Here is a 524-nt window from a genome sequence, read left to right as displayed (position 1 = left end):
CACGTAGGTGAACACGTCCGTGGCACCCGGGGCGCCGACGGTGTTCGGGTTGCTGTGGTAGACGGCATTGCCGTTGGCGTCCAGGGTCAGGTAGCCGTAGGTGCCGTTGATCTGGGTGTTGAGGCCGCCGATGGCCGGGTTGGATGTGTCAGTGCCGGCGCGTACGCCGATCACGGCGCCGCCGTCGGCACCGAGCACGTCGTTGTCGAGCACATTGCCGCTGACCGTCCCGCCCTCCACCACCGAGGCAAAATCGCAGTGAGCGTGAGGCACGTCGTCGACGATGTTGATGATGATGGTGCTGGTGACGGTGTTGCCCAGTGAATCCGTGGCCTGGTAGGTGAAGCTCTCACTCACCACGTTCGGGCCGTCATTGGCATGGGGCGTGGTCGTGGCGGGCGACGTCAGGGTGTAGGTGTAGGAACCGTCCGGATGGAGCAGCAGTTGGCCGTAGGCCCCGGTGGCATTGCCCACCAACGTGTAAGTCACCGCGCCAGTGGCGCCAGACACCGCCCCCACCAGGC

1 protein-coding gene is annotated in these 524 nt (G+C 65.6%); it reads right to left on the bottom strand.

Annotated features, from left to right (window positions below):
- Positions 1-524 (bottom strand): VCBS domain-containing protein (locus tag Q6A48_RS25930; protein ID WP_304557321.1); only part of this gene is annotated, 524 nt, incomplete at both ends.

Origin of the sequence: Pseudomonas citrullilanati (genome assembly GCF_030580855.1) — a bacterium.
GTDB lineage: Bacteria > Pseudomonadota > Gammaproteobacteria > Pseudomonadales > Pseudomonadaceae > Aquipseudomonas > Aquipseudomonas citrulli.
Note: the sequence above shows the minus strand (reverse complement) of the source record. Positions and strands in the feature narration are given on the sequence as shown.